The organism is Enterococcus bulliens, assembly GCF_053761865.1.
In genome coordinates this window covers 1-21,259 of sequence record NZ_JBSMXK010000022.1, presented here as the reverse complement: position 1 = coordinate 21,259, position 21,259 = coordinate 1, and the positions used below count along the sequence as shown (strand labels likewise).

The 21,259-nt window shown below is 38.5% G+C and carries 18 protein-coding genes and 1 pseudogene; 6 read left to right on the top strand and 13 right to left on the bottom strand.

The annotated features are described in order from the left end of the window. Nucleotides 1-10: 10 nt before the first annotated feature. The 4 genes from ACWOEC_RS10285 to ACWOEC_RS10270 form a co-directional block, all read right to left on the bottom strand. Nucleotides 11-1,234, bottom strand: a complete 1,224-nt coding sequence (locus ACWOEC_RS10285) for a DUF1015 domain-containing protein (protein ID WP_455307991.1) — start codon at nt 1,232-1,234, stop codon at nt 11-13. Nucleotides 1,235-1,236: 2 nt separating this feature from the next. Beyond that, complete coding sequence (locus tag ACWOEC_RS10280; RefSeq protein ID WP_455307989.1) at nt 1,237-2,418, bottom strand: phosphoglycerate dehydrogenase; 1,182 nt, start codon at nt 2,416-2,418, stop codon at nt 1,237-1,239. Continuing rightward, nucleotides 2,419-3,504, bottom strand: coding sequence for a 3-phosphoserine/phosphohydroxythreonine transaminase (gene serC, locus ACWOEC_RS10275; protein ID WP_455307987.1), 1,086 nt, complete (start codon nt 3,502-3,504; stop codon nt 2,419-2,421). Between the two features lie 142 nt (nt 3,505-3,646). Then, nucleotides 3,647-5,596, bottom strand: a complete 1,950-nt coding sequence (locus tag ACWOEC_RS10270; RefSeq protein WP_455307985.1) for a sucrose-specific PTS transporter subunit IIBC — start codon at nt 5,594-5,596, stop codon at nt 3,647-3,649. Between the two features lie 217 nt (nt 5,597-5,813). Between ACWOEC_RS10270 and ACWOEC_RS10265 the strand changes: the two genes are divergently transcribed. After that, nucleotides 5,814-7,292: a sucrose-6-phosphate hydrolase gene (locus ACWOEC_RS10265; RefSeq protein WP_455307983.1), complete on the top strand. Its 1,479-nt coding sequence runs from the start codon at nt 5,814-5,816 to the stop codon at nt 7,290-7,292. Between the two features lie 15 nt (nt 7,293-7,307). After that, the gene (locus ACWOEC_RS10260; protein ID WP_455307981.1) at nt 7,308-8,288 is read left to right on the top strand and encodes a LacI family DNA-binding transcriptional regulator; all 981 of its coding nucleotides are present in this window, start codon (nt 7,308-7,310) and stop codon (nt 8,286-8,288) included. A gap of 168 nt (nt 8,289-8,456) precedes the next feature. Here the strand turns inward: ACWOEC_RS10260 and ACWOEC_RS10255 are convergent, their stop codons facing one another. Then, complete coding sequence (locus tag ACWOEC_RS10255; protein WP_455308007.1) at nt 8,457-8,690, bottom strand: GH36 C-terminal domain-containing protein; 234 nt, start codon at nt 8,688-8,690, stop codon at nt 8,457-8,459. 60 nt (nt 8,691-8,750) lie between these two features. Then, nucleotides 8,751-9,272: pseudogene (locus ACWOEC_RS10250) on the bottom strand (alpha-galactosidase); the annotation flags it as partial. A gap of 76 nt (nt 9,273-9,348) precedes the next feature. Between ACWOEC_RS10250 and ACWOEC_RS10245 the strand changes: the two are divergent. Genes ACWOEC_RS10245 through ACWOEC_RS10235 form a run of 3 tightly spaced genes read left to right on the top strand, consistent with a single transcriptional unit; the run spans nt 9,349 to nt 11,323 of the window. Beyond that, nucleotides 9,349-9,618, top strand: a complete 270-nt coding sequence (locus tag ACWOEC_RS10245; protein ID WP_455307979.1) for a helix-turn-helix domain-containing protein — start codon at nt 9,349-9,351, stop codon at nt 9,616-9,618. After that, a complete protein-coding gene (locus ACWOEC_RS10240; protein WP_455307977.1) occupies nt 9,611-10,723 on the top strand; it encodes a hypothetical protein in 1,113 nt (370 codons plus the stop codon). The genes ACWOEC_RS10245 and ACWOEC_RS10240 overlap by 8 nt, the downstream gene beginning before the upstream one ends. Beyond that, nucleotides 10,724-11,323 (top strand): sensor histidine kinase, encoded by a 600-nt coding sequence (locus tag ACWOEC_RS10235; protein WP_455308005.1) that lies wholly within the window; start codon nt 10,724-10,726, stop codon nt 11,321-11,323. It begins immediately after the preceding gene. A 282-nt stretch (nt 11,324-11,605) separates the two neighbouring features. Here the strand turns inward: ACWOEC_RS10235 and ACWOEC_RS10230 are convergent, their stop codons facing one another. The 7 genes from ACWOEC_RS10230 to ACWOEC_RS10200 all read right to left on the bottom strand — a co-directional run bounded on the left by ACWOEC_RS10230 (nt 11,606) and on the right by ACWOEC_RS10200 (nt 19,958). Next, the gene (locus tag ACWOEC_RS10230) at nt 11,606-12,487 is read right to left on the bottom strand and encodes an SPFH domain-containing protein (protein WP_455307975.1); all 882 of its coding nucleotides are present in this window, start codon (nt 12,485-12,487) and stop codon (nt 11,606-11,608) included. 83 nt (nt 12,488-12,570) lie between these two features. After that, on the bottom strand, nt 12,571-13,524 hold the full coding sequence (trhO, locus tag ACWOEC_RS10225) for an oxygen-dependent tRNA uridine(34) hydroxylase TrhO (protein ID WP_297076642.1): 954 nt from the start codon (nt 13,522-13,524) through the stop codon (nt 12,571-12,573). Between the two features lie 101 nt (nt 13,525-13,625). Then, nucleotides 13,626-14,372 (bottom strand): alpha/beta fold hydrolase, encoded by a 747-nt coding sequence (locus ACWOEC_RS10220; RefSeq protein ID WP_455307973.1) that lies wholly within the window; start codon nt 14,370-14,372, stop codon nt 13,626-13,628. A 79-nt stretch (nt 14,373-14,451) separates the two neighbouring features. Continuing rightward, a complete protein-coding gene (locus ACWOEC_RS10215) occupies nt 14,452-16,497 on the bottom strand; it encodes a beta-galactosidase (protein WP_455307971.1) in 2,046 nt (681 codons plus the stop codon). A 4-nt stretch (nt 16,498-16,501) separates the two neighbouring features. Further along, complete coding sequence (locus ACWOEC_RS10210) at nt 16,502-17,353, bottom strand: sugar ABC transporter permease (RefSeq protein WP_455307969.1); 852 nt, start codon at nt 17,351-17,353, stop codon at nt 16,502-16,504. After that, nucleotides 17,353-18,633: a carbohydrate ABC transporter permease gene (locus tag ACWOEC_RS10205; protein ID WP_455307967.1), complete on the bottom strand. Its 1,281-nt coding sequence runs from the start codon at nt 18,631-18,633 to the stop codon at nt 17,353-17,355. Before ACWOEC_RS10205 ends, ACWOEC_RS10210 begins: the two co-directional genes overlap by 1 nt. A gap of 59 nt (nt 18,634-18,692) precedes the next feature. Beyond that, nucleotides 18,693-19,958 (bottom strand): extracellular solute-binding protein, encoded by a 1,266-nt coding sequence (locus ACWOEC_RS10200; RefSeq protein ID WP_455307965.1) that lies wholly within the window; start codon nt 19,956-19,958, stop codon nt 18,693-18,695. Nucleotides 19,959-20,116: 158 nt separating this feature from the next. Between ACWOEC_RS10200 and ACWOEC_RS10195 the strand changes: the two genes are divergently transcribed. Continuing rightward, nucleotides 20,117-21,106, top strand: coding sequence for a LacI family DNA-binding transcriptional regulator (locus tag ACWOEC_RS10195; protein WP_455307963.1), 990 nt, complete (start codon nt 20,117-20,119; stop codon nt 21,104-21,106). Nucleotides 21,107-21,259: the final 153 nt, after the last annotated feature.

The following is a 21,259-nucleotide window of genomic DNA, read 5'->3' as shown; positions in this document are numbered from 1 at the left end:
CCTCTTTGACTTAAGCTAAACTATATACAAACAAACCACTTAGTAATTTTGGTTCAAACCACGTCGATTTTGGTGGCATGATCTCACCTGCATCTGCCACACCTAATAAATCACTCATTTGTGTAGGATACATTTCAAATGCTAAGACCCAATCTGGGCTTGCGACTTTTTTCTCTAATTCTTGTTCACCACGAATGCCACCTACAAAATCGATACGTTTATCTGTCCGCACGTCTTCGATTCCAAATAATGGCGTTAATACATGTTCTTGCAAATAAGCGACATCCAGACTAGCAGCCGGATCACTTGAACGCAACGCTTCTTTAACGACTAATTGATACCAAGTATCGGCGATCAATAAATTGATCTCCCCTTTTTTACTTGGTTTTTGATAGCCAATTTCATTGATTTCAAAAACTTTAGCTAAATGCTCAAATAACTGTGCTTTTTCAACAGGAACATTAATGATTCGGTTGTATTCGTAAATCGCTAGTTCCGTTTCGGGGAATAAAATCGCTAAAAAGGCTTCACTTTCTGGCGTCGCCGTTCCTTGTTCTCGTTTTTCAAGTCCGATTTTAACGGCTGATTCGGTACGATGATGCCCATCTGCGATATATAACGCTGGAACTTCTGCGAAGGCCGCTTCAATTTGTGCGATTACGCTCGCATCATCGATTGCCCACACTTCATGTGTCACCTCGTAAAAACTTGTGAAACGATATAAAGGCACGTGCGTTTGTGGCCATTCTTTCATGATCGTTTCTAGCGGTTTTGTTTGACGGTAACTTAAAAAGATGGGACTAGTGTCTGCATCACATGCGCGAATATGATTCATCCGATCGACTTCTTTTTCTGGTCGAGTGTACTCGTGTTTTTTGATCTTGCCATCTAAATATTCTTGGATCGATGTTGTAGCGACGATCCCAGTTTGTTTCCGTCCATTCATCGTCAAACGGTATAAATAATAGGCCGCTTCTTCTTCTTGTTTTAACCAACCATTTTCTAAAAATTTGGCTAAATTGGCAGCCGCTTTTTCATATACACGTGCTTCATAAGGACTTTCTAAATCATCGAGGTCGATCTCAGCACGGTCGATGTGAAAATAACTGTAAGGATTGCCCTTTGCATATTCTTTTGCTTCTTGGCTATCCACGACATCATATGGCAATACGGCTACTTCTTTAGCTAATTCTTCTTTTGGTCGAATGGCACGAAACGGACGAACTTGAACCATAATTACATGACCTCCTGATTTTTGATAATGCGAACACGCACGACATCTGTACTACTTTCAAGACGTGTCAATACATCTTGTAACACGGTTTCATCCGTTTCTGTCACATCGACTAACGTATACGCAAAATCGCCGCGACCACGATTGATCATGTTGTCGATATTGATTGAAAATTCCGCAATAGCAGACGAAATGCGTCCTAACATATTGGGAATATTTTTATGAATGATGGTAATCCGTACCGGTGAACGAAAAGACATGTCAACCGTTGGGAAATTGACTGAATTTTTGATGACCCCAGTTTCTAAGTAACGTTTCAACGTTCTAGCAGCCATTTTGGCACAGTTGATCTCAGCTTCTTCAGTTGACGCACCCAAATGCGGCAACACAGTAATATTTGGATGATGCAATAAACGTTCTTCGGCAAAGTCAGTTGTAAAGCCACCGATCTCTCCAGCTTCGATGGCACTTAATACCGCATCGGTATCTACGATTTCACCACGAGAGAAGTTTAATAAGCGGGCGGTTTTCTTCATCGCTACAATCTCTTTCGTGCCAATCATATTCCGCGTACTGTCGATCAAAGGTACGTGAACAGTAATAAAGTCACAGTTTTTCAAAATTTCATCCATATCCTGCGCTCGTTTGACACGACGTGAAATACTCCAAGCTGTATCCACTGATACATAAGGATCATAGCCCATTACTTCCATTCCTAAACGATATGCATCGTTTGCAACCATAGCACCGATAGCCCCTAGACCGATAACCCCTAATTTTTTCCCAACTAATTCATGACCAGCAAATTGTTTTTTATTGGCTTCTACATGACTAGCAAGATCTGCTTCAGTTTGTTGTTGCACCCATTCGATTCCTTGTACAACAGGACGTACGGCAATAAATAAACTTGTTAGGACCAGTTCTTTAACGGCATTGGCGTTGGCTCCAGGTGTATTGAAGACCACGATCCCATTTTTCGTACATTCGTCAACGGGAATATTATTGGTTCCCGCTCCTGCACGCGCTACCGCGACTACGCTTTTAGGGAAAGCATAGTCGTGTAATTTTTGGCTACGTAAGATAATTCCATCTGGTTGTTCACTTTCATTGATCGCGTAAAGCTCTTTTTCAAAACGCTCCATACCTTCTGAAGCAATTGCATTGAATGTTTTAATCTGAAACATCTAGTTTTCCCCCTGTTTTTGCTCGAATGTGTGCATAAATTCCACTAATGCTTGAACCCCTTCAAGCGGAAAAGCATTGTATAAACTTGCTCGCATGCCCCCAACAGAACGATGGCCTTTTAGGTTTTCAAAACCTGCAGCTGTCGCTTCTTGAATAAAGGCTTTGTCGATTGCATCATCACCAGTTACAAATGGAATATTGGTCAATGAGCGTGAAGCCGGATCGACCGGACTTGAAAATAAGTTTGACTTCGCTAAAGCGTCATATAATAAATTGGCTTTTTCTTGATTTTTTTTCAAGATAGCGGGTACACCACCATTTTCTTGTAACCACTCAAAAACTAAACCAGCCATATAAATCGCAAATGTTGGTGGTGTATTGTACATCGATTCATTTTTTGCTTGTACTGCGTAATCTAACATTGGTGCAAATGCTGGCGTCGTATTCAAGAAATCTTCTCGAATAATCACGACTGTCAATCCAGCTGGCCCAATATTTTTTTGTGCCCCCGCATAGATCATGGCAAAGTCTTCTACTTGATAGTCGTTGCTTAAAATATTTGATGACATATCTGCGATCAAAGGAATCCCTTTCGTGTCAGGAATCGTTTGAAAGGCAATCCCACCAATCGTTTCATTGGTAGTAAGATGCACGTAAGCAGCCTCTTGATCAAAAGCTGTTTCAGGAATTTCAGGAATTGCGGTAAAGTTTGTCGCTTCACCAGTTGCAATCACGTCGACTTCGACTGTTGGCACCATTTTCGCTGCTTGGATTGCTTTTTTGGCCCACGCACCTGTGTTCACATATAATGCTTTTTTATTTTGTGCAAAATTCAAGGGGATCATTGAAAATTGCAAACTCGCACCACCTTGCATGAAAAGTACGCGATAGTTTTCTGGAATTTTCATTAGATCGCGTAACAATTGTTCTGCTTGGTTGATCACATCTAGAAATAAGGAGGACCGGTGACTCAGTTCCATTATGGACATCCCACTATCCTCATAGTTCAATAAGGATGCTTGGGCTTTTTGTAATACCTCTTGTGGTAAGATTGCAGGTCCAGCTGAAAAATTATAGATTGTCATGTAGTTCGCTCCTTTTTCCTTTATGTGAAAATTATTATAACAAAAGAATGTCAGATGATAAAGATATTATGAAAAAAAGAGAATTTCCTAGGAAATTCTCTTTCAAAATTTGAATAACATTCATTTTTTATGCATATATACGTTAACTTGGCTGTGTTAGCAATAAGACTGGCGTATTTTCTTTGACTTGACCTTCTTTAGTCAATTCTACTTTTGCATAAGCCGGTGTATTGGTGATGATCGTCATCACTGTTGGATCATATCCTTTTTCGACGATCGCCGCTTTATCAAACGTCCCTAATACTTGTCCTTGCTTTACAATCGCTCCTTGAGTCAAATTGGTTTCAAAATGCTCTCCAGCTAAATTCACCGTATCGATCCCGATATGCACCAACACTTCTGCTCCATCATCGGATTGAATACCAAATGCATGTTTTGAATCATAAACGACAGTTAACACCCCGCTAACTGGTGCCGTTACGGTATTGCTTTCTGGAATAACCGCAAACCCTTTACCCATCATTTCTGTAGAAAATACAGGATCATTGACTTCTTTTAAAGCAACGATGCAACCGGTAACTGGTGATGTGATCGTTTCATCTTTCACCCCTGCTACATCATGCATTGGATCTTCATTGATTTCAACGGCTACATTGTCTGTCGCTTCTACTAAAGGTTCAACCATTTTTTTCTTCGCATAAACAAATGTTAACGTAAAGGCGATCACAAAACTAATTAATGCTGAAATCGCAAATCCAGCGTATCCTCCTGGAGCAATCGAGATAAAACCGATCACACCAGCTGAACCGAGCGAACTTGCTAACACGTGGAAGATTCCAATAAACGCACTGGCAATTCCAGATGCGATCATCGCACAAAAGAAGGGGAATTTTAATTTTAAGTTGACCCCAAAAATCGCTGGTTCTGTAATTCCTAAAAGTGCCGAGATACTCGCACTAGAAGCCAAGCCTTTTTGTTTTTCGTTTTTCGTAACCACAAAGATTGCGAGCGTTGCTGCACCTTGCGCGATATTGGCCATTGACGCCACTGGGAAAATGAAGCTGCCGCCTGTTTTAGCAATATCAGCTAATAACGTCGTTTCAATCGCTGGAAAACTTTGGTGTAATCCTGTAATCACGATTGGTGAGTAAAACGCCCCAAAGATCGCTAATCCAAAAGGTCCTGTTGTATCATATAACCAAACCAAGCCATTAGTTAGGCCATCTGAAAAGGCACGCATGATCGGACCTACGGCAATAAACGTTAAGAATCCTGTAGCAATAATCGACAACATCGGTGTAAAGGTAAAATCTAAAACCGATGGCATTTTTTTATGCAAATACTTTTCGATCGTCGCTAAGATATACGATACAGCTAAGACCGGCAACACTGATCCTTGATAGCCTGCTTGAGCCACTTGTAGCCCAAAAAGATTCCAAAATGGCATCGAACCATCTGCGATTGTTTTGGCTACATCATAGCCATTGACAAGCATTGGCATGACCATAGACATCGCCATTGCAGCCCCTAGATAAGGATTCCCACCAAAACGTTTCGTTGCGGAGAACCCAACAAGAATCGGTAAGAACGCAAACGGCGCTGAAGCCAATAAGTTGATAATTGATGCTAGATCCGCAATCGCTGGAAACATTTGAACGAGTGATTCTGGTCCAAACAATTTCGGTGAAGTCAAGACATTGTTTAACGCCATCAATAGACCACCAGCAACTAAAGCTGGAATAATCGAAACAAAAATATCAGATAATACCTTAATCAGGTCCATGATTGGGTTTTTACGTTTGCCATGTTGAGCGACAGCTTTTAATTCTTCAGTTGATGCTTCTTTCACCGGTACGATATTGACTAACTCAGCATACACTTTATTGACATCCCCTGGGCCAATAATGATTTGATATTGACCATTTGTCTCAAATGTTCCTTTAACGTCTGGATCATTATCTAATGCCGTTTGATTGATTGCTTTTGTATCTTTCAAGACCAAACGCAAACGTGTAGCACAATGTGCAGCAGCGACAAAATTATCTTTTCCAATCGCCTGAACGATTCGTTGTGCAACTTCTTTGTGGTTCATATAAATACTCCTCCATTTTTGTGTAACCGTTTTTTCATCTTTATCATACCCGAAATTTTAAAAATGTCAAACGTTTATCAAAAAAATATTTATAAAAATAAAAATATTAATTTAACAACAATCGTTAACCCTTACATTTGATATACGTTTGACAAAAAAATAAAAATCAGCTATTTTAAAGAAGATAAGAATACGGTTACGTAAAGGAGAAAAAAATATGGAAATGATTCAAGAATGGACGACTGAATTACGCTATCGTCCTTATGACAAATGGCCAAAAGCCTACGTAGATGAACTAACAAAGCAAGTCGATGCTTCGATCTGGCGTTTTCACTATCATATCCAACCAGTCACAGGTCTTTTAAATGATCCAAATGGTTTTTCTTACTTCAATGGACAATGGCATATTTTTTACCAGGCCTATCCTTTTGGCCCTGTTCATGGTTTGAAATCTTGGTATCATTTGTACTCTGATAACCTAATTGATTGGAAAAGAGATGGGATTCGTCTTGAAGCAGATAGCATCTATGATTCACACGGAGTCTATTCTGGTTCAGCATTGCCTGTAGGTGATCAATTGTTTTTAGCTTTCACAGGAAATGTAAGAAATGCCCAATGGGATCGCCATGCCTACCAGCTTGGAGCTTACATGGAATCTGATTTTACCGTCAAAAAAATCGACACGCCATTGATTCCAGATCCGCCACAAGGCTATACCCACCATTTTCGTGATCCACAGGTAATTTTCTACGAGGATACATATTATTTGATCATCGGCGCACAAACAGATGATGAAAAAGGCCAAGTATTGTGTTACCAATCAGATGATCGAATCAACTGGAACTTATTAGGTGCGTTAACATTTACGGATCAAGAAATGGGCTATATGATCGAATGTCCAAATTTATTATTTGTTGACGGTCAAGCAGTGTTGATCTTTTGCCCACAAGGAATCGACAAAACGATCTTCGATTACCAAAACATTTATCCAAATACCTATATCACTGCAGAAAAATTTGATTCCAAAACAGCTACGCTCACGACACCTTCTACGCTTTCACATATCGATGAAGGATTTGACGTTTATGCAACACAAGGATTCCAAGCACCAGATGGTCGTGCTTTAACGATCGGTTGGATGGGATTACCGGAATTACACTATCCTACTGATCAAGAAAATTGGGCACACGGCTTAACGCTTGTTCGTGAACTACACATCCAAGATGGACACTTGTATCAACGCCCTATTAGCGAAACGACATTATTACGACAAGAAGCCCTTCCCGTTACCGTTAAACAATTGCAAGACGGTCTGACAGCTGAGAACAATAGTTATGAACTGCAACTCACGTTGCCAGAAGGAGAGCGCGGAGAATTAGTGATTGCCGCAAATTCAGATCATACAAAAGGATTAGTCATCGCATTTGATACGACTCGTGGTATGATAAGCGTAGATCGTGGACAAATGACGCACGTTCCTAGTCCTGAATATGGTACGACAAGAAGTTATCAAGCTAGAACAAAGACCTTACATTTACAATTATTCGTCGATAGTTCGATGTTTGAGTTATTTATCAATCATGGGGAAGCTGTCTTGAGTGGTCGGATGTTTCCAACAAAACAACAACGAACGCTCGCGTTAACAGGTAGTGCCGAAAACGTCGCCTTTTGGCCGTTACGATCAATGAATGAATAGAATGAGGAATGCTACATGGTAGTCAAATTAACCGATGTTGCCAAACGTGCAGGTGTCTCACCTACTACTGTTTCTAGAGTGATCAACAATTACGGTTCGCTAAGTCAAAAAACGATCCAAAAAGTCCAACAAGCGATGCAAGAATTAAATTATCAACCAAATTCATTAGCGCGCTCCCTTCAAGGAAAAAAAACGCAATTGATTGGACTTGTTTTTCCAACAGTAGCCAATCCATTTTTTGGAGAATTAGTGGAGTGTTTAGAAACAAAACTCTTTACGCGTGGCTATAAAACGATTTTGTGTGACTGTGCACACAATAGTGAAAAAGAGCGTAGCTACTTGAATATGTTAAATGCCAATAAAGTCGATGGAATCATTGCTGGAGCCCATAATTTGGGTATTGAAGAATATAAAGAACTCGATTTGCCGGTGGTATCTTTTGATCGGTATTTGGCAGATGGAATCCCGATCGTAGGTAGTGACAACTTCTACGGCGGTTATCTAGCCACACAAACACTCTATCAGCAAGGTGCGAAAAATATCGCAATCGTCACGGGTAGCTTATCTTCAAACTCACCAACAAATGAACGCTTATTAGGGTATCAAGCGTTGATCAAAGAACATAACTTAACAGAACATGTTTATCGTTTTGCAGAATTTGAATCCTCACCAGCATTAAAACAACGTAAATTGCGTTCGATTTTACAAGAACGTGATTTTGATGCTCTGTTTTGTACAGATGATCTAACCGCAATTTTAGTGGCGAATTTATGTCAGGAACTTGAGATCAAGATTCCCGATGAATTGCAGTTGATCGGATATGATGGAACCAAAATGATCCAAACCTATTTTCCAATACTAATGACGATTGCACAGCCAATAGAAGAAATGGCTGATTTACTGATCGAATTATTGCTTTATCGGATTTTAACGCCTGAAAAACCACTCGATCCATTATATGTTTTACCCGGGAAATTGATTCATCGACAATACTAAAAAAAGATGCGACAGACTTCTATCACATCTTTTAACAAATCGAATAAACAGTGTTCGAAAAGGAGCTCCTTCGAAAAATAAGCCGCATCATTACCGAAATAGATCCATCTATTCTCGGAAATGATGCGGCTATTTCTTAGAGCTGCCCACTTCTGTCACATTCTCTTTTTACAATGCTCGCAGATGGAATCGAATGCTTTGAAAATCGCCTATATTAGGAAGTGGCACATATAGACCGACTTGCATCAGTTCATCACCGTAAAGTTGCTGTTGTCCATTCACTTCATAGAGACGATCAGGATCTAATGCTGTGAATTTCAAAATGTGTAACGGTTCAGAAGGAATGATCAAGCCTCGATAATAATAGGCGATTGCTTCACTCTTCTCTTGATTGATGACCATAACAGCGGCATCTTTTTGCTCAAAAGGACTCACTAATCGATAAAAGGTACCATATTGTAACAATTGTCGATTGGTTTTATAAAAAGCGATCGCAGTTGCAATCTCTTGTTTCTCAGTTATTGAGAGTGCTGTTAAATCTAATTCTAAGCCAAAAATACCACACATCGCCACATCTCGACGAAAAGCCAATGACGTCATTCGTCCGGTCTGATGATTTGGTACCGCAGAAATATGCGCTCCCATCGTTGACGGCGGAAAAAGTTGACTTGTTCCATATTGGATTTTCAACCGCTCGTAGGCATCTGTATTATCACTTGTCCAAATTTGTAGTGTATAATACAACATCCCAGCATCAAAACGTCCACCCCCACCAGAACAGCCTTCGATCAAAACATCTGGATAATCTTGAGTCAATCGCTCTAACAAGGCATATACACCCAAAATATAGCGATGGAAAAATTCACTTTGTCGGTCGCTTGCTAAACTCATGCTATATGCTTCAGTAATATTGCGATTCATATCCCATTTGATATAGTCGATCTGTGTTTCTTCTAAAATCGTCGCAATGGCTTCATATAAGTAATCTTGGACAGCTCCATAAGCACATTTACCGTTTCATGAAATTTCTGATTATTTATATCGCAACACGCACCGTCAAGTGACGTTAAAAGAATTGGCAGATCATTTTCACTATAATTACAGCTACTTGTCTTCTTTATTTCCTCAAGTAACAGAGATGAATTTTACCAATTATATGAATGAATTACGTATCAAACGTGCTAAAGATTTATTAAAACAAGTAGATGTGACGATTTCTGAAGTTGCTGAATCGATTGGATTTACAGATATCAGTTACTTTTCAAAAGTCTTTAAGAAGCGAACAGGTCAAACTCCAAGTCAATACCGCCGAGGAATCGAACATGTTTAGATGGTATAAAAAAAATGAACTATTTGTTCAATTCTTCTTACTCTTTTTGATCAGTATTCTAACTGTATCGTTCATCAGTGTTTTGCTAACGCTAAAAAGTGCGGAAAAAGTCTATATCAATACTCATATAAAAACGGTCAATACAAGTGTGAAAAAAATCCAAGAAGATTATACTAAACTAAATGATAGTCTGACGAACCAGTTTTTAGATTTACAAAAAAATCCGTATATCACGACTTTTCTGAATGATCCTAAATTAGATCCTGTAGCCAAAAATCAATTGTTCTATCAATTATTAAAAAGTTTAAAGCAGAGTAACTATCTCTACGATCAAATCGCCAGCCATTTACTTTTGATTAATCTAGATGGTAAATTTTTATCCCAAAATGGTGTCTACCCAAGCACGAGTTCCACTGAACTATTAAATGCAACTTTCTTTAAAGAAACACTCAAACGACCGTATCAACTCCATTACCAAGCACTTGAGAACGGCTATTTTCCTAATACGAAATCCGAAGGTGGCCTTGTGGTTTCAAAGGCGATCTTAGATGATACAGAAACTGTGGTTGGCGCTGCTTTGATTTTTATTTCAGATAGTGATTTTTCTAAGTTTTACCGCTCCATCTTTAATGCTGAAATTGATCAAATCGTGATCTACGATACCCAATCCACACTAATTTCGTCAAATCAAACACCTGCTACTGCCAAAAAACTGATCCACGTGACGAATGAGCAAATGGATAATAATCTACACGTTCAAAATTTTACAGTGGCAACTTTTGGATATACTTTAAAGATCGTGACCAACAATCAACTTGTAGCCAATGACCTATTTTTACAACCTTTAATCTATAGCTTGCTAGCCTTAATGATCTTGCTTAGTGCTACTTTAACTTTTTGGTTGATTAAAAGACGTATTGCTCCTTTATACGCTTTAGCCAACCAACTCGAACACGTGACATATGGTAATCTTCCACCTAAGATGATTGTTTCAGGTACACAAGAAATTCAAACATTGCAACGCGCTTATAATAAAATGCTAGATGATTTTCAAGATTCATTAACTGAAATTATGGCACAAGAAGAAATCAAACGAGCAATGTAGATTCGTGCTCTCCAATTACAGATCCAGCCACATTTTATTTACAATACATTGACCGCAATCAAATTTCAAATTATGAAGCAAGAAAATGAACAAGCTGTAGCGTCGATCGAAGCCTTTACACGTTTATTGCAATATACGATCGGCAATACTGCTGAATTGATTTCACTTCAGGAGGAATTGAGTATTCTAAAAGATTATATCACTATCTTACAAATGCGTTTTGGAAATCACGTCACAGTTCATCTTTACCAAGACGATGAGGAAGCGACAAGTCTTGTTCCCAAATTACTGCTACAACCTATCGTCGAAAATGCATTTATCCATGCCTTTCCAAATGAACGCACCGGTCAAATCAATGTTTTAGTCTCTCATACACAAACACAAGTAAAAATCGAAATCATTGATGACGGTGTTGGGGTCGCCGCATCGACTGATTCTAAAAAACGCTTTTCTGGTATCGGCTTGACTAATATCAAAGAACGTTTGTGGCTGTTATTTCGAGATGAAGCAATATTTACAATGACCAGTCTGCCTAACCAAGGCACAATCGTTTCCATCATCTTACCCAAAAAAGAGACTGTGACAGAAGTAAGCAACTAAAGAAATAAGCCGAATCATTATCAAAATAGGTGAACCTATTTCGATAATGATTCGGCTATTTAAACGTATGGATTGCATTGACTCGAACTTTAAAACGGAGTAAAAAATGGAACACTTCTTTCGTGACTTTAGCAATCGTTTGGTTATCATGACCCAAAATTATAAATTCTTGAGATATCTGAAACACACTTCTCTTAACCACATAAAGCGAAGACTAGTATTCGTCGTAAAGAGTAACGATTTATCTAAAGGCAAAAAGGTTTTGTTTGCGATCGATGCGTTTCATCTAGTTGTTCGATCGCCTTGCACATCTCCGGTATTGATCACCGGTTGCGTGCCTTTGTCGGTAATAATCGATACTAGTAAATTATTGATCAAATGAACTTTACGATCATCCGTAAAGACGATATCTTGACCGTCTTGAATTTGCTCGAGCGCCATTTGCGTCATTGATACCGCTCCTTCAACGATCGTTTGACGTGCCGCTAAAATCGCACGTGCTTGTTGTCGTTGTAACATGGCACTTGCGATCTCTGTCGCATAAGCCAAATGATTTAGACGTGTTTCGATGACCTCTACTCCCGCTACAGCTAACCGTTCTTGTAATTCTTTGGCTAGTTCTGCTGAGATTTCGCTGGTATTACCACGCAAAGTAAGGTCATCATCATTAAATGTGTCGTAAGGATATTGAGACGCAATATGACGGATTGCTGTTTCGCTTTGGATCTCGACAAATTCTTGATATTGATCTACATCAAATAACGCTTTTGCTGTATCGACCACTTTAAACACCACAACGGCTGAAATCTCAATTGGATTTCCATCTAAATCATTGACTTTTAACGTTGCGCTGTTAAAATTACGGACCTTTAATGATACATTGATTTTTTGGGTCAAAGGTGTCGTGATAAATAGTCCATTGTCTTTGATCGTTCCTAAATATTGACCAAAAAATAAAATCGCTTTGGCTTGATTGGGACTGACGATCGTCAAAGAACTTGCAAATAAGCAAATGATGATGGCAATCAAAATACTTAAAATTACAAAAGTTGGCTGCTCATTTGTGACACCCGTATAGACTAAAAAGGCATCGCCTAATAATACGATCAATAATACGAATAACCCTAAATACCCATTGATATGAAATGTTTGTTTTTCTTTCAAGTTGCTCTCCTCCTTTTTTTCTAGTATCGCATATTTTTTTCTAACTGACAAAAAAACATCCGCCCATTTGAGCGGATGTTTGATTATGCTGTTACTTCTTGTTGGATCGCAGCTAGACGCGCTAGACGTTCTTCAGCTGAGATATTGTTTTTTACGATGTAGCGATTGTGCTCACTGGCAGCACAGTCATAGCTACAACCACCTAAGTGTTTGTCTTCATTTTCTTTTGAAGTTAAGATTTGGCGGTTACACTCAGGATTGGCACAGTTGATATAACGCTCACAAGGTGTGCCATCGAACCAATCTTTCCCAACGATTTGTTTGTCCACTTGGTTGATTTCAACCGCGATACGATCATCAAAGACATACATTTGACCATCCCATAATTCGCCGCGTACTTCTGGATCTTTTCCATACGTTGCAATTCCACCATGAAGTTGCGCGACATCTTCGATTCCTTCACGCAATAACCAACCAGAGAATTTCTCACAACGAATTCCTCCTGTACAATACGTAACCACTTTTTTATCCATAAATTGTTCTTTATTGTCTTGGATCCATTGTGGCAATTCACGGAAATTGCGAATATCCGGACGGATCGCGCCACGGAAGTGACCTAAATCGTACTCATAGTCATTACGAGCATCGATTACGATCGTATCTTCATCTAATAATGCTTCTTTAAATTCAGTTGGTTTTAGATATTTTCCAGTCAGTTCATGTGGGTCAATATCTTGCTCTAAGTTTAATGACACTAATTCAGGGCGCGCACGTACAAACATTTTTCTAAATGCATGTCCTTCTGCCTCATCGATTTTAAACATCGTATCGGCAAAACGTGGATCCGCTAACATGTGCTCCATGTAAGCATCCGTTTGTGCTACTGTTCCTGATAGTGTGCCGTTGATTCCTTCATTTGCTACTAAAATACGTCCTTTTAGACCTAATTCTTTACAGAATGCTAAGTGCTCTGCGGCAAAAGCCTCTGGGTCTTCAAGCGTTGTATAATTGTAGTATAGTAAAACACGATAGTCCATATATTGTGTCTCCTCCTTAAATTTATACCTTATCCATTATATAGAAGAGTTCATCGAAAAACTAGTTTTTTGTTCAGTTTTTTTATTTTTATCGTAGTTTCTTAGTTTAATTCTAACAAATGCTTCACAAAGAAATCAGTGATCTCATCCATCGTCTTCGTTTTCACCAAATGACGTTCTTGTTCTTGCCAAAACGTAATATTTGATTGCGCATTGAGTTCAATAAAATCTTCCACGTCTTCAAACGGGATTTTTTCATCTTCTGTCCCATGCCAAAACACAATCGGACGTTTTGCTAGCGTTTCTGGCTTTTGTGCTAGATCATAATGATCTGTCCAACTTAATAACGCATCATAGTCTTTTGGCAATGCTAATCCATATTTGACTGCATTTTTTTTGATCCGTTCTTTATAGCGATTCAGATTGGGTGTTCCCATCACACAAGCGGCGGCTTGAATTTCCGGATGTTGGGTTAACAGTGCCGTCGTAGTCATTCCACCCATTGATACCCCACCAACACCATATACACCCGTTGTTAAATTCAATTTGTCAAAATAAGCGATAATAGTATCAAATTCAAATAAATTAGTATGAATACTCTGCCAAAAGGTCAATGAAGGAATTTTTGAACGTTCAGTTTTGCGTTCACCGTGATTCATCGCATCTGGTAAGATCACTCGAAATCCAACTGCAGCCAATTTACGTCCTTGCGTCAACACTAATTCTTTTGCTGTTTGCCACCCATGATAATATACGATCATCGGTAACGCATTATAAGTGTCTTGCTCTTTTACTACTTCTAATACCGGGATATTTCCAATTTTTCTTCTTCTTACTACACTCTTCATTGCCTTCACTCCTCATGCTCATTTAACAATGAAGTCAGTAAAAGTACAACTAATACGCCTAAAAAACGCACGTAGTCATCTACGTGCGTGGGTATTTCAACACTTTTGTTTCATAGGGAGCCAAAAGGCATTCTTTTTCGACTTGTGTTTTACTCAAAAGATCATAACCAGTTTTTGTAAGTCTAATTTCTGCTGGTTGCTCTGAGAAATTGAGGACAAAAACATATTCATCCGTTTCAGTTATTCGCGATTGCACCGAAACAGCAGGTGAAGATAAGTCAATATAAGGGTTTTCCAAATGAAGTTGCTCGATAAGTGGTGTATAAAACTGATGTAAAAATGCTGCTTCCGTTCTGGCACCGATAAAATAAGCCGCACCTTTACCATAAGTATTCACCGTAATCGCCGCTTCCCCAGCATAGAAATCGTGTTTATACACGCCTATTATTTCAGCTGTTTCAATCGCTACTCTTGTTTGGTAGTCTTTTGTTTCAAAATTTTGATTCTTAAACTCAATCGCATTGTGTTGCGTCGGATAATACGTATCTGTTTCGATTAAATTGATTCCAAATAATTCGCGCAAGGATTTGGGCCAGCCATTTAAATAAGCCAAGTCATGTTCATCAACGTATCCTGTAAGATACGTCCCAACTAAAGTACCCCCGTTAGCCACAAATAGCGACAATTTGTTCATCATTTGCTCCGTGATCAAATAAAGCATCGGTGCAATGACTAGATCATAGTCACTTAGCTCATGATCTACGGTAATGATGTCCACCGCAATATCTGCTTCCCAAAATTGTTGGTAGTGTGCTTGCAGTGTTTGAGGATATTGCTTGGTGTTTAAAGCAAATCCTTGGGCATCATTTAACGCCCAGTTATTTTCCCAATCATACAAAATAGCGACACGTGCTACCTTTTGACTTCCTTTGATTTCTTTGATCTGTTCTAGTTGTGCACCGATCTGTTTGACGTCTTGAAAGACACGATTGTCACTAGAACCATCATGATCAACTACTGCCCCATGAAATTTTTCCGAAGATCCGCGCGATTTTCGCCATTGAAAATAAAGATTGCTATCCGAACCATGTGCAATCAATTGTAATGAAGACAATTGATGCATCCCAGGACGTTTGGTCTTATTGAATTCGTGCCAATTAACGCCACTTGGTGTACTTTCCATAACCAAAAAAGGTTGTTGTTTTAAACTCCGATATTGATCATTAATAAATCCAACTTTACTCGCTAAAGTTGCTGTCGTTTCCCAATCATTATGCCAAGCTGGATAACAATCCCAACTAACGATATCCACATGTTTAGCAAATTCTGCATAGTTTAACGATTGGAACGGAATCAAATCTGCCGTGTCTGCCATAAAATTGGTAGTAATCGGTACATTTGTAGAATAGGTTTTGATTGCTCGAACCTCAGTTAAATAAAAATCAATCGTCTGATCCGTCACAAAACGTCGCCAGTCTAAGTTTAGACCATGTACCATTTGCTCACCTAATGGCGAAGGCGATTCGATTTCTTCCCAACTTGTATACGTGTGGCTCCAAAAAGCACCCCACCACGCAGCATTCACTGCTTCAAGCGTATGGTATTTCGCTTTTAACCATTGACGAAAAGCCTTTTGACAATGTTCACAATGACATTCACCAGAATATTCATTGGAAATATGCCACATCAATAACGCCGGATGATCATGATAGCGTTCTGCTAATTTTTGATTGATTTGTGCGACTTTTTTTCGGTAAATCGGCGACGTAAAGCAATGATTATGCCGACCACCATGCAAGCACTTTTCACGTTTTTCATTTGTTCGAAGCACTTCTGGATATTTTTGTGATAACCAGGCTGGTCGCGCACCACTAGGTGTTGCTAAGATGATGTTGCCACCAAAAGCTGCGATGTCGTCCATCACACGATTCAACCATTCAAATTCAAACTGGCCCTCCTTGGGTTCTAGGGCACTCCAAGCAAAAATCCCTAGTGAAAAAGTGTTCGTATTGGCTTGTTGCATCAATTTTAAATCTTGTATTAACACTTCAGGATAATCTAGCCATTGATCTGGATTATAGTCTCCTCCATGTAAAAAACGTTTTTCCTCATCATATCTCGTCATAACATTATCCTTTCGTTCCTCCAGCCGTTAAACCAGACACAAAGTATTTTTGTAAAAAGATGAAAATCACAGCAATCGGGATGCTAATCAACAAAGCCCCCGCTGCAAACGTTGTATAGCTAGCGCCCATTTTATCCGTTACTAATTTATATAAACCGATTGGTAATGTATAATATTCCGGATTACGTAATAAGATCGACGAAAGTGCAAAATCACCTAAAGGACCCGTAAACCCATTCATTGCCACTACGGCTAGCATAGGCTTGGCTAAAGGAATCAAAATTTCTAAAAAAATACGCGTATTGCTTGCACCATCGATTTTTGCACTTTCATCAAGTTCTTTAGGAATTGTATCAAAATATCCTTTCATCAAATAGGTATTCATCGGTATTTGGCCACCTACGTAGATGAAAATCAACAACCAATGGCTATTGATCATACCAAGCATTTGTGCCAAGACGAAAATAGCGATCAACGCTGAAAATTGCGGAATCATTTGTAGCAATAAAAAGAGCATCAATCCATTTTTTCGTCCTTTAAAACGGAAACGTGAAAATGAATAGGCCGTCATCGACACGAAAATAAGTGAAAATAACATCGTGAAGACACTGATTTTTAACGAATTAACATACCATCTTAGATAATAAAATGTATCTTTAATGACAAATAATTCTTTATAATGTGCTAACGTTGCATTTTTGGGAATGATCGAAGTACTGACCAAGCTGTTTCCTGGATTAAAACTTGCGCCGATCGTCCAAAGTAACGGGTACAATACGATGCAACACATTAAAAGCAAGACGAGATAGGTCATGGTCAAGCGAAAAAGTTTCTGTTGTTTTTGTGTTGCCCCCATTAAAATTCCTCCTTAAATGAATTCGTTCGTTTAAATTGCCACAATGCAATGGCAACCACAAAAACGGAAAGTAAGATCGTTAACGCTGCAGCAACAGCATATTGACTATTTTTTACGGTCAATTTATAGATCCAAGAAACCAAAATATCTGTTCCACCAGCTGTCGATCCTGGAATTGCAGGACCTCCCGAATTAAATAAATAGATGATATTAAAATTATTGAAATTAAAAGTAAACTGCGTGATGATGATTGGTGCCATTGAGTACAACACCATGGGTAACGTAATCTTTTTAAATTTATCGATCGCAGAAGCACCATCAATTGTAGCTGCTTCGTATAGATCTTCCGGTATTGCTTGGAGCGTTCCAGTCGTCACGATAAAAATATAAGGAAAACCTAACCACCCTTGCATCAGCAATAATGCAAGTCTTGTCCAATTCGCATCTGTTAACCATGGAATCGGTGAAATATTGAGAAAGCTTAAAATACTCATATTGATTGCACCAAATGAATCATTGAATAGACCTGCAAAAACTAAAATCGTAATAAATCCTGGAACGGCCCAAGGTAAAATTAAAATCGTGCGGAAAATTTTTTTGAAACGAACTTCTTTTTGGTGAACTAGTACCGCTAAAAAGATCCCTAATGAAACTTGGAGCGTTGACGCAATGAGTGTCCAAACTACAGTCCAACCTAGTACTCCTAAAAAAGTTTGACGCCAGATCGAAATCGTAAAAATCTTTTTAAAAGTTTCTAGTCCCACCCAATCGGCAAGATGCGCAGGTGCTGAATGATAAAGATCGTAATTGGTAAATGCTAGAGCGATACTAAAAAGAATAGGAAAAATAACTGAAAAAACGAGTAAGAAAAATGCTGGACTACTGATCAGGTAAGGATATCCCTCTGCTAAAAGTGCTTGATAACTTTCTTTGATTGAAGAAACGCGAAACTGTTGATCAATCCGTTTGCCATTCATATACGCATCACGCAGATTCAACGCATAAAAAAGAACGCCAAAACCTAATACGATCAGTGCGATCAATCCTTCTGCCAATAAGAAAATTGAATTGTCGCGTGGAAGTTCTGTTCCTAAAGTGACAAGTCCCCATAATCCAATATTAAATAGATCTTTAAATACGAGTAGATACATACAAAAAAAGAAAAAAAAGAGTACGGCTTTTACATAATGCTTATTGACAGCTTGTCCTCCACCAGGAATCAGCGAAGCAAGCAAAGCTTTTGTAGCTTGTGGCATGTTTTTTTTTAATGAATGCTCCATAATAGTCTCCTTTATCTACTAAATGAAACGAGATAGAAAAGTTTCTATCTTGTTTTCAATTACTTATCGGTCGCTGCAATGGCTTCTTTGATTTGGGTTGCGGCTTGTTTTAATGCATCGGCTGGCGTTGCTTTTTCAGTTGCGATCGTTTGCAACGCAGCGTTAGTTGGATCCCAAACTGAATTCATCGCTGTAATCCCAGGAGTCAGTTCAGCATATTTTGATTGTTCTGCAATAGCGACGGTACTTGGATTTTCCATCACACTTTTATCTTCTGCTAACGCTTTTAATGCAGGTACTTCTTGAGTCTTTTCATAACGTACTTTTGAATTTTCTTCATCCGTAATAAATTTAACAAATTTTTCAGCTAGCTCTGGATTCTTTGAATAGCTACTTACGTTATAACTTTTAACCCCGATAAAAGAGGACATATGCTTTCCATTTGGCAATAAAGGTAATTCAGCTACACCATAATCGATACCCGCTTTTTTGTAAGGTTCTAAATTCCAAGGTCCTGAAATAACTGCAGCAGCTTTGCCTTCTGTAAATAAAGAATCCAACACATTGATCCCTTGATCGCCGATAATTCCAGCTGGGAACACTTTTTCTTTGTAAAATTGTTGGATATATTCAGCTCCTTCGATTTCACCTTTACTATCGATTCCCAATTGATTAGGATCATAATTGCCTGAACTATCTTCTCCAAAAATGTATCCTCCAAATGGAGTCATCACTCCCTGTGCGTAATAGACTTGATCCCATTGTGCTAATAAGCCATATTGTTCTTGGTTTTTCGCAGTTGTTTCTTTTGAAAGTGTTAACCATTCGTCTGTTGTTTTTGGTAACTTATCTTGTGCGACGAGTGCTTTATTATAAAATAAAATTTGCGTTTCAACAGCTTTAGGTAAGCCATAGACTTTTTTATCAACTATTTGTGATTTGATTGCGGCTTCTGTAAATGCATCTTGTTCTTCTGATGTAACACTTAATTCATGCAGTAAACCTTCCGTAACCGCTGTACCGATTTGATCAGAAGGAATCGTAATCACATCCGCTCCTGTTCCCGCTGGACCATCTAGTCGTAAATCTTCCAATTGGTTACCGTAAGCCTTCTCCATCAATTTGATTGTGACATCATTTTCTTTTTCAAATGCTTTGACAGCTTCTTCAATCCCACTTTTTTTGTCTTTGTCTTCCCAAACAATTAAATCAGCTTGACCATCTTTTTTCTCAGAACTAGTTTTTGTTGCTGCATCGCTAGGCCCACAAGCTCCTAAGACTAATGACAGACTCGCTAATCCAATGATTCCCCATGTTTTTTTCATCTGACTTCCTCCTAAAATGTAATCGCTTACCAAAGAGATCATACAACATTTATCGATAATAGTAAATATATTTTTCTAAATTTAGTAAATATATTTACTAAATTTTATTTGTATTTCATATCGATTCAGGTATACTTAGCTTTTAGGAGGTGTCTTATATGGTGACTATCAAAGATATCGCGACGCACTCAGGCTATTCTCAAGCTACAGTTTCTAGACTTTTAAAAGGAGATAAAACACTCTCGATTGCTGAAGAAACAAAACATAAAATTGTACAAACCGCACTCGCAATGGGATACGACCGCTCTAAGATTAAAACGACTTTAGAAAAAATCATGTTTATTTTTTGGATTAGTGAATTTGAAGAATTTGAAGATCTTTACTTCCATAATTTAAAGACTTCATTGACAAAATACGCAGAGTTGAACAGTATGGATATGAGTACGATGAACTTTGGAGATTCATTTGATTTGATCCCAAATGATATCAGTGGTTTTGTCGCAGTTGGGCGATTGACTAAAAAGCAACTCGAACAATTACATGCTATCAGTCGAAATGGCGTCTTACTAGAACTCAATCCTTTACCTGATTTATTTGACACGGTGAAACCTGACACCGATCGCATGACGAGTAAAGCCGTTGAATTTTTTTTAAAAAAAGACTACCAAAAAATTGGTTTTATCGGTGGAGGTTTTTTAAATCCTGAAACAGGTTTAGTGGAAAAAGACACTCGAGAAATCATCTTTCGACGAACACTTGCACACTATAATTGCTTAGATGAAACATTGATTTTTGCTGATGGATCATTTACAGTACAACAAGGCTATTATTTGGCGACGCAATTATTGACTCAATCTCATTTACCACAAGGCTTGTTTGTTGCTTCTGACACCTTAGCTGTAGGCGTGTTACAAGCGTTTAATGAAGCCAATATCCAAGTTCCACAACAAATCGAAATCATTAGTATCAATGATAACGATATCGCCAAATACATTAGCCCACCTCTATCTACCTTTAAAATCGATGCCGACGAGATTGCCAAAACATCGATAGATCTGCTGGTTGATCAATTGCTTTATCCACGAAAAACAACGAAAACGGTATTGTTAAATTCAGAATTTATCGAACGTCGTAGTTTTCAACAGTAAAAAAAGACACTCATTGAAGCAACTTTTAAAGGCTCTATACTTTTTGATGTTGGTGGATGACACCAGCATCTTTTTTATTTTGAAAAACAATAGAAAAGACACCTTGAAATCCTTTAGAATTAATTTGACGAACCAATCCAAAAGGAGGAATCA